The organism is Stenotrophomonas sp. P5_A8 (assembly GCF_056400545.1).
Genome location: NZ_JBFULB010000192.1, coordinates 1 through 7,361, shown reverse-complemented (window position 1 = coordinate 7,361; position 7,361 = coordinate 1). Strand labels below are relative to the sequence as shown.

The window sequence follows — 7,361 nt, the reverse complement described above, 5'->3', positions numbered from 1 at the left end:
AAATAAAGGAGGAGGTGGCGGCCGCAGGCCGACGCCGGGGGCGTCGCCGGAAAGGGCATGGGCGCCCAGCGCCCGACCCACCGACCGCCGCGCCTGGAAGAAGTCAACGCACGCTTCTGCTTGCCCCGCATAGGGGGCGAAGAGCCAAAAAAAGGCCACGCATTGCGTGGCCCTTCGATCCGCCTCGGCGCAGGGAATTACCCCGCCACCTTCCCCCACACCTGGAAGCCGGTCAGCCACAGTCCCAGCATGCTGCCCAGGTTGGTCAGCATGAAGGTCAGCACCACGCGGGTGACGCGGTTGCGGTACCAGCCCCTCACGCTCTGCGCATCGTCGCGCAGCTTGAGGAAATCCTCGTACGCTGGCTTGCGCAGGCGGGTTTCCACCAGCGCCGCGAAGGCACCGGTGGGAATGCTCAGGCGGAACGGCTTGAACGGGGCGACCACGATCGCGGTCAGGATGCTCAATGGATGGCTGCCGGCCAGCAGACACCCCAGGCCCGCCAGGCCACCGGTGTACATCGCCCAGGTCAGCAGCAACTCACCGCCCACGCCCATGCCGCCACGGTAGAAGCCGACTGCGATACCCGCCAGCACGATCGCCAGGATGGTCAGGGTGATCCACGGGATGTTGCGCTTTTTCGCCACTTCTTCCAGCGATTCGCGCAAGGGACCCGGCGCATCGGTATCGGTTTCCAGATACTTCGCCAGCCCGGCCAGGTGGCCGGCGCCGACCACCGCCAGCACCTCGCGCTGCGCAGGGTCGTGCACTTCGCGCAGGCGGGTGGCCATGTAGCGGTCACGCTCGCCGATGATGGTCTCGTACAGCGCCGGACTTTCGCTGGCGAATTCGCCGAAACTCGCTTCGAGCATGTCGCCCTGCTTGAGTTTTTCGATCTCTTCCTCGCCCACGTCTTCAGAGGCGAACAGGCCCGCGCCCAGTCCCATCACCAGCTTTATCCGGCCGAAGAAACCCAGCCGCTGCGACGCGCGCTTGAAGGTCAGCCCGACTTCGCGGTCGATCAGATGCACCGGCAGGTGCTGTTCGTTGGCCAGGGTCACCGCGCGCTTGAGCTCGGCGCCCGGCTCGATGCCGAGTTGTTCGGCCAGGCGACGCTGGTAGGCGGCCAGCGCCAGGTTGGCGGCAAACAGTGCCACGCGGCCCTTGCGGATCACCTCGACCAGGTCCAGCTTGGCCATCGCATCGGGGTTGGTCAGCGCCTGCAGGCGCTGCGCGTCGAGCTCGACTGCCACCGCATCGAAGCGGCCGCTGCGGATCGCCCGTTCCACCGCCTCCACGCTGGCCTGGGACACGTGCGCGGTGCCGAGCAGGGTGTAACGCACGCCGTCGCGTTCGACCACGCGCACGGGCTGGCCGGCGAACAGGGTGTCGCCGGTGTCATCGATCTGGGGTTCAGTCATTTCATTCATTCGAAGGGGCGCTGTCGGCACCATCGCCGAGCGCGCGCTGCATCTGGACGGTGTCCAGCCAGCGGCCATGCTTGCGGCCGAGGCCGCGGAAAATGCCGACGGTGTGGAAACCGAAGCGCTCGTGCAGTTTGATCGAGGCGGTGTTGGTCGGCTCGCCGATCACCGCCACCATCTGCCGGTACCCGCGTGCCACGCAGGCATCGATCAGCCCCTGCAGCAGCGCCGTGCCCACGCCCCGGCCCTGGAAGGCCGCATCCACGTAGACCGAATTTTCCACGGTCCACTGGTAGGCGATGCGCCCGCGATAGGTGTTGGCATAGGCGTAACCGGCCACCTGGCCGTCGACCTCGGCCACGATGTACGGAAACCCGCGGCCGACGATGTCGTGCATGCGCCGCTGCATCTCCGCCGCGTCGGGCACGTCGTACTCGTACGTGTTGACCAGATCGGTCACCTCCACCGCGTAGATCGCGGTGATGGCGGGGATGTCGGCGTCGGTGGCGTCGCGCAGGGACACGGTCACGGGGCAGGGGTCCTGGGTATCAGTCGATGTAGCGCTTGAGCAGGTCGCCGTACGCATCGATGCGGCGATCGCGCAGGAACGGCCAGATCCGCCGCACGTGTTCGCTGCGCTGCAGGTCGACCTCGCAGATCAGCACGGTGGGCTCGCCACCGGCTTCGGCGATGAACTCGCCCTGCGGGCCGAGCACGTGGCTGTTGCCCCAGAACTGGATGCCCGAGGCGCCCAGCGGCGAGGCTTCGTGACCGACGCGGTTGCAGCTCAGCACCGGCACGCCATTGGCCACGGCATGACCGCGATGGCTCAGCACCCACGCATCGCGCTGGCGGCCCTGCTCGTCCTGCTGGTCCTCCGGATCCCAGCCGATGGCGGTGGGGTAGAGCAGCAGCTCGGCGCCGGCCAGCGCCATCAGGCGCGCCGCTTCCGGATACCACTGGTCCCAGCACACCAGCACGCCGAGGCGACCCACCGAGGTGTCGATCGGCTTGAAGCCGATGTCGCCCGGGGTGAAGTAGAACTTCTCATAGAAGCCCGGGTCGTCCGGGATGTGCATCTTGCGGTACTTGCCCAGCAGCGTGCCGTCCTTTTCGAAGACGACCGCGGTGTTGTGGTACAGCCCGGCGGCACGGCGTTCGAACAGCGAGCCGACGATGACCACGCCATGTTTTTTGGCGAGCGCGCCGAGGCGCTCGGTGCTCGGGCCCGGGATCGGCTCGGCCAGGTCGAACTCGTCCACCGACTCGTGCTGGCAGAAGTACGCGCCGTTGTGCAGTTCCTGCAGCAGGATCAGCTTGGCACCCTGGGCGGCCGCTTCAGCCACGCGCGTTTCGATCACGGCCAGGTTGGCCGCGGCGTCACCGTGGTTGCGCTCCTGGATCAGGGCGACGGAAAGGGTGTGGCGTGAGCTCATCCGAGTGCGGTCCTGCGGGGGAAAAACGCAGTTTATCGCGGATGGGTGCACGCGGCGTGCTGTGCGCTAAATGGGCGGCGATGCCACGTTGCCGCCATCGTCGGGGCACGGTGCAGAGGGCGGCGCGTCGTTTGCGCAGGCAGGCGGGACGGGCAGCCCAATCCAGGACACGCCGTGAACCCATCCATGGGGGCTCGTGGGCGCCATCCATGGCGCCCAACGGTCCTGGATCGCGCTGCCCGCCCGCTCTACCGACATCCAGGCGCGCCGAGGGAGAGGAGCTGCAGGCCACGACCGTGGGTCGTGGCCTGCAGCAGGGGTCAGGCCAGCAACCCTTCCGGCAGCTGCATGGTGATGCAGTGCAGGCTGCCGTTCTGCCAGATCAGCGACCGGCACGGCACCGGCACGATCTCGCGGTCCGGATAGGCCTGGGCCAGCACCGCACGCGCGGCCTCGTCGGCGACATCGCCGTAGGCCGGCATCAGCACCGCGCCATTGAGGATCAGGTAGTTGGCGTAGGACGCGGCCAGGCGGCGGCCATCGTCGATCACCGGCTGCGCCCACGGCAGCGGGAACAGGCGGTACGGCGTGCCCTGCGCCGTGCGCAGCGCGGCCAGCTCGTTGCCCATTGCCTGCAGTTCGGCGAAGTGCGAATCGCCGCTGTCATCGCAGGCCTGGTAGACGATGCTGTCCACCGACGCGAAGCGCGCCAGGGTATCGATGTGGGCGTCGGTGTCGTCGCCTTCCAGGTAGCCGTGGTCCAGCCACAGCACCCGGTCCTGCTGCAGCCAGTTGGCCAGGTCGGCGCTGAGCGAATCGCGCGCGCGGTCCGGATGACGCTCGTGCAGGCACTGCCAGGTGGTCAGCAGGGTGCCGGCGCCGTCGGTTTCGATGCCGCCGCCTTCCAGTGCGAAGGGAATGCTCTGCACCTCGGCCGTTGGTGCGAACACGCCGGCCGCATGCAGCACCCCGACCAGTTGGTCGTCCAGGCTCGCGTCGAACTTGCCGCCCCAGCCGGTGAAGCGGAAGTCGAGCAGGCGGAAGCCGCCGTCGGCACGCTTGAGCGTGATCGGGCCGGAATCGCGCAGCCAGGTGTCGTCGTATTGCGCGGTGACGAAACGAACGCGGTCCATGTCGATCCGGTTGGAGCGCAGGCGCGCATCGGCGTAGGCCTCCAGGTCATCGTCGGCGACGATGATCAGCACCGGCTGGAAGCGGGTGATGGCCGCAACCAGGGCGATGTAGGTGTCCTCGACGTCACCCAGGCGGTCGGCCCAGTCGGTGTCGGCGTGGGGCCAGGCGATCAGGATGGCGGACTGGGTTTCCCATTCGGCCGGAAAGCGGAGCGTGTCGTTCATGGTCTCGATGCGATGGCCCGCCGGGTGGCGGGCAGTAGGAATGGGGTCAGCGGATCGGCGGCTTCGGGCCGACTTCGTTGGCGTCGGCCTTGTTGGCCACCACGTCGATCACCTTCTGCTTCTCGAAGTAGACGGTGAACTGCGGGTAGACCCAGCGGTTGATCGTCGGCCACTGGCGCTTCTGCCCGCCGCGCGGGTCCAGGCGTTCGCCCGGGTCGCCGAACTGGGCCTGCACCTGCTGCATGCTCTGGCCGCGGACGGGCAGGGCGGTGGCGGGCTTTTCCTGGCTGCGATCGATCAGCAGGGTGTCGGCGTGGGCGCTGGCGCAGGCCAGCAGGGCAAGCAACGGCAGGGTGGTCAGGTAACGCTTCATCTCGATCTACTCCCCAGTGGTCAAGAATACGGAAGGCCTCACGACGGCGTGCCTCATGACCAACTGTCGTGAGTTACCCGGCGATTACAGCAAAAAACGGCAATAAAAAACCGCCCGGAGGCGGTTTTTTATTCAGGCAGCTCGCGACCCGGGGGTCGTGATGCCTTTGGGCTCAGCGCTGGCGAGCCTTGAAACGCGGGTTCGACTTGCAGATCACGAAGATCTTGCCGCGACGACGAACGACCTTGCAATCGCGGTGACGGGACTTGGCCGACTTCAGGGAAGACAGGACTTTCATTGCATACCTCGGCGTAAACGTTGGATTCGGTTGGAGCGCGGCCGCGATATGCAGATGACAATCGGCAGGTGACGCCCGTTCAAGCCCGCCATTCTACCGGGCTTTTTTCCATCCTTTCAAGTGGTTGCACCAAAAAAATCTCAAGCGGCCCTGGGCGGGGGCTAGAATGGGCGGTCCAATCTACCGGGAAACCCATGAACCAGCTTCCTTCCGTGCTCACCATCGATGGCCCTTCCGGGGCTGGCAAGGGGACCGTCAGCCGCATTGTCGCACGCCGCCTGGGCTGGCATTACCTGGATTCGGGCGCTCTCTACCGCGCCGTGGGCGTGGCCGCCAGCTGGGCCGATATCGACACCTCCGACGCCTCGGCGCTGGTTCGCTGCACCTTCGACACCCATGTGCGCTTCATCGAAGCCGCCGACGGCGGGTTGCGGGTGGTGGTCAACGACACCGATGCCACCGACGAGCTGCGGCTTGAGACCACCGGGGCGCTCGCCTCGGCCATTGCGGCGATCCCGGAGGTCCGCGCGGCGCTGAAAGAACGCCAGCGCGCATTCAGGTTGGAGCCTGGGCTGGTCGCGGACGGCCGCGACATGGGCACGGTCATCTTCCCGGACGCGCCGTACAAGGTGTTTCTGACCGCCAGTGCCGAGGAGCGCGCCGAGCGCCGGCATAAGCAGTTGAAAGACAAGGGGGTTTCTGTTAACTTTGATGACCTCCTGCGCGAGATCATGGCCCGCGACGCCCGTGATGCACAGCGCACAGTGGCGCCCCTGAAGCCGGCAGACGATGCCGTCATCATCGACACCAGTGGCATCGGCATCGACGCAGTCGTTGCCAACGTGTTGGATCTGCTTCCGGTTTCGGGTGCCTGATCCGTTGTACAGGAGGACCGTCAATCCATCGGCGGTGTCGCACCATCGCAAGGCTGCAAAAGCTCCGTCCCGCAATGTTGCGTGGCGGTTTTCCTACTTAACACACGACCTGCGTTACCGGGGTCGACCAACAGGCGGGCAGTAAGCGGTTCCCTTCGGGGGCCAATGCCCATGTGTCCAACAGAGTAAATCTAATGACCGAATCATTTGCCGAACTGTTCGAAGCCAGCCAGGCCAATCTGGCCAAGCTGAAGCCGGGCTCGATCGTCAGCGGCGTCGTTGTTGAAGTCCGCGGCGACGTCGTGGTGATCAACGCCGGCCTGAAGTCCGAAGGCATCGTGCCGATCGAACAGTTCCGTAACGACGCTGGCGAAATCKACGTCGCCGAAGGCGATGTCGTCAAGGTTGCCCTCGATTCCATCGAGAACGGCTTCGGCGAAACCGTCCTGTCGCGCGAGAAGGCCAAGCGCGCGATGGTGTGGGACGAGCTGGAAGAAGCGTTGGAGAAGAACGAAACCATCACCGGTCGCATCAGCGGCAAGGTCAAGGGTGGTTTCACCGTGGACATCAAGGATGTCCGCGCGTTCCTGCCGGGTTCCCTGGTCGATGTGCGCCCCGTGCGCGATCCGGCCTACCTGGAAGGCAAGGAGCTGGAATTCAAGCTCATCAAGCTGGACCGCAAGCGTAACAACGTCGTGGTTTCGCGCCGCGCTGTCGTCGAAAGCGAGCACTCGGAAGAGCGCGAGCAGCTGATGGACAAGCTGCAGGAAGGCGCGATCCTGAAGGGTGTCGTCAAGAACCTGACCGATTACGGCGCGTTCGTGGACCTGGGCGGTATCGACGGCCTGCTGCACATCACCGACATGGCCTGGAAGCGCGTGCGCCATCCGTCCGAAGTCGTGAACGTCGGCGACGAGCTGGACGTCCGCGTGCTGAAGTTCGACCGCGAGCGCAACCGCGTTTCGCTGGGTCTGAAGCAGCTGGGTGAAGATCCGTGGGACAACATCGCCCGTCGTTACCCGGCCAACAGCCGCGTCTTCGGCAAGGTCTCCAACGTCACCGATTACGGCGCATTCGTCGAGATCGAGCCGGGCGTGGAAGGCCTGGTGCACGTGTCGGAAATGGATTGGACCAACAAGAACGTCAACCCGTCCAAGGTTGTGCAGGTCGGTGACGAAGTTGAAGTCATGGTCCTGGACGTCGACGAGGAGCGTCGCCGCATCTCGCTGGGCATGAAGCAGGTTGCCGCCAATCCGTGGGAAACCTTCGCTGCCATCCACAAGAAGGGCGACAAGGTGTCGGGCCAGATCAAGTCGATCACCGACTTCGGCATCTTCATCGGCCTGGACGGCGGTATCGATGGCCTGGTGCACCTGTCCGACATCAGCTGGAACACCACCGGCGAAGACGTGGTCCGCAACTACAAGAAGGGCGACAACCTGGACGCAGTGGTCCTGGCCGTCGATCCGGAGCGCGAGCGCATCAGCCTGGGCGTCAAGCAGCTGGAGCAGGATCCGTTCGGTCAGTACATGGCGGCCAACCCGAAGGGTTCCAAGGTCGAAGGCGTGGTCAAGGAAGTGGACGCCAAGGGCGCTAC

8 protein-coding genes are annotated in these 7,361 nt (G+C 65.6%); 2 read left to right on the top strand and 6 right to left on the bottom strand.

From position 1 onward, the window contains the following. Positions 1 to 197: 197 nt before the first annotated feature. The 6 genes from AC1DQP_RS13605 to ykgO all read right to left on the bottom strand — a co-directional run bounded on the left by AC1DQP_RS13605 (position 198) and on the right by ykgO (position 4,889). On the bottom strand, positions 198 to 1,430 hold the full coding sequence (locus AC1DQP_RS13605) for a TraB/GumN family protein (RefSeq protein WP_478051789.1): 1,233 nt from the start codon (positions 1,428 to 1,430) through the stop codon (positions 198 to 200). Beyond that, positions 1,423 to 1,953 carry a GNAT family N-acetyltransferase gene (locus AC1DQP_RS13600; protein ID WP_312236950.1) on the bottom strand — a complete coding sequence of 177 codons (531 nt, stop codon included), beginning with the start codon at positions 1,951 to 1,953 and terminating at the stop codon, positions 1,423 to 1,425. Before AC1DQP_RS13600 ends, AC1DQP_RS13605 begins: the two co-directional genes overlap by 8 nt. 19 nt (positions 1,954 to 1,972) lie before the next feature. After that, positions 1,973 to 2,860, bottom strand: coding sequence for a carbon-nitrogen hydrolase (locus tag AC1DQP_RS13595; protein WP_256773973.1), 888 nt, complete (start codon positions 2,858 to 2,860; stop codon positions 1,973 to 1,975). 320 nt (positions 2,861 to 3,180) lie between these two features. Further along, positions 3,181 to 4,218, bottom strand: a complete 1,038-nt coding sequence (locus AC1DQP_RS13590; RefSeq protein ID WP_256773972.1) for an agmatine deiminase family protein — start codon at positions 4,216 to 4,218, stop codon at positions 3,181 to 3,183. A 46-nt stretch (positions 4,219 to 4,264) separates the two neighbouring features. Beyond that, positions 4,265 to 4,591 carry a hypothetical protein gene (locus AC1DQP_RS13585; protein ID WP_256773971.1) on the bottom strand — a complete coding sequence of 109 codons (327 nt, stop codon included), beginning with the start codon at positions 4,589 to 4,591 and terminating at the stop codon, positions 4,265 to 4,267. A 172-nt stretch (positions 4,592 to 4,763) separates the two neighbouring features. Beyond that, entirely contained in the window at positions 4,764 to 4,889 is a 126-nt protein-coding gene (gene ykgO / locus AC1DQP_RS13580) for a type B 50S ribosomal protein L36 (protein WP_017355593.1), read from the bottom strand. A 194-nt stretch (positions 4,890 to 5,083) separates the two neighbouring features. Between ykgO and cmk the strand changes: the two genes are divergently transcribed. Together cmk and rpsA are read left to right on the top strand one after the other, a co-directional pair. Continuing rightward, a complete protein-coding gene (gene cmk / locus AC1DQP_RS13575) occupies positions 5,084 to 5,764 on the top strand; it encodes a (d)CMP kinase (protein WP_256773970.1) in 681 nt (226 codons plus the stop codon). A gap of 194 nt (positions 5,765 to 5,958) precedes the next feature. Next, positions 5,959 to 7,361, top strand: a 1,403-nt coding sequence (gene rpsA / locus AC1DQP_RS13570; RefSeq protein ID WP_478051788.1) for a 30S ribosomal protein S1, incomplete at its 3' end; no start/stop codon positions are given.

What these genes read in the sequence shown, in the direction of transcription:
- AC1DQP_RS13605 (WP_478051789.1), bottom strand. Translation starts at nt 1,430, where the DNA reads ATGAATGAAATGACTGAACCCCAGATCGATGACACCGGCGACACCCTG.
- AC1DQP_RS13595 (WP_256773973.1), bottom strand. Translation starts at nt 2,860, where the DNA reads ATGAGCTCACGCCACACCCTTTCCGTCGCCCTGATCCAGGAGCGCAAC.
- AC1DQP_RS13590 (WP_256773972.1), bottom strand. Translation starts at nt 4,218, where the DNA reads ATGAACGACACGCTCCGCTTTCCGGCCGAATGGGAAACCCAGTCCGCC.
- AC1DQP_RS13585 (WP_256773971.1), bottom strand. Translation starts at nt 4,591, where the DNA reads ATGAAGCGTTACCTGACCACCCTGCCGTTGCTTGCCCTGCTGGCCTGC.
- ykgO (WP_017355593.1), bottom strand. Translation starts at nt 4,889, where the DNA reads ATGAAAGTCCTGTCTTCCCTGAAGTCGGCCAAGTCCCGTCACCGCGAT.
- cmk (WP_256773970.1), top strand. Translation starts at nt 5,084, where the DNA reads ATGAACCAGCTTCCTTCCGTGCTCACCATCGATGGCCCTTCCGGGGCT.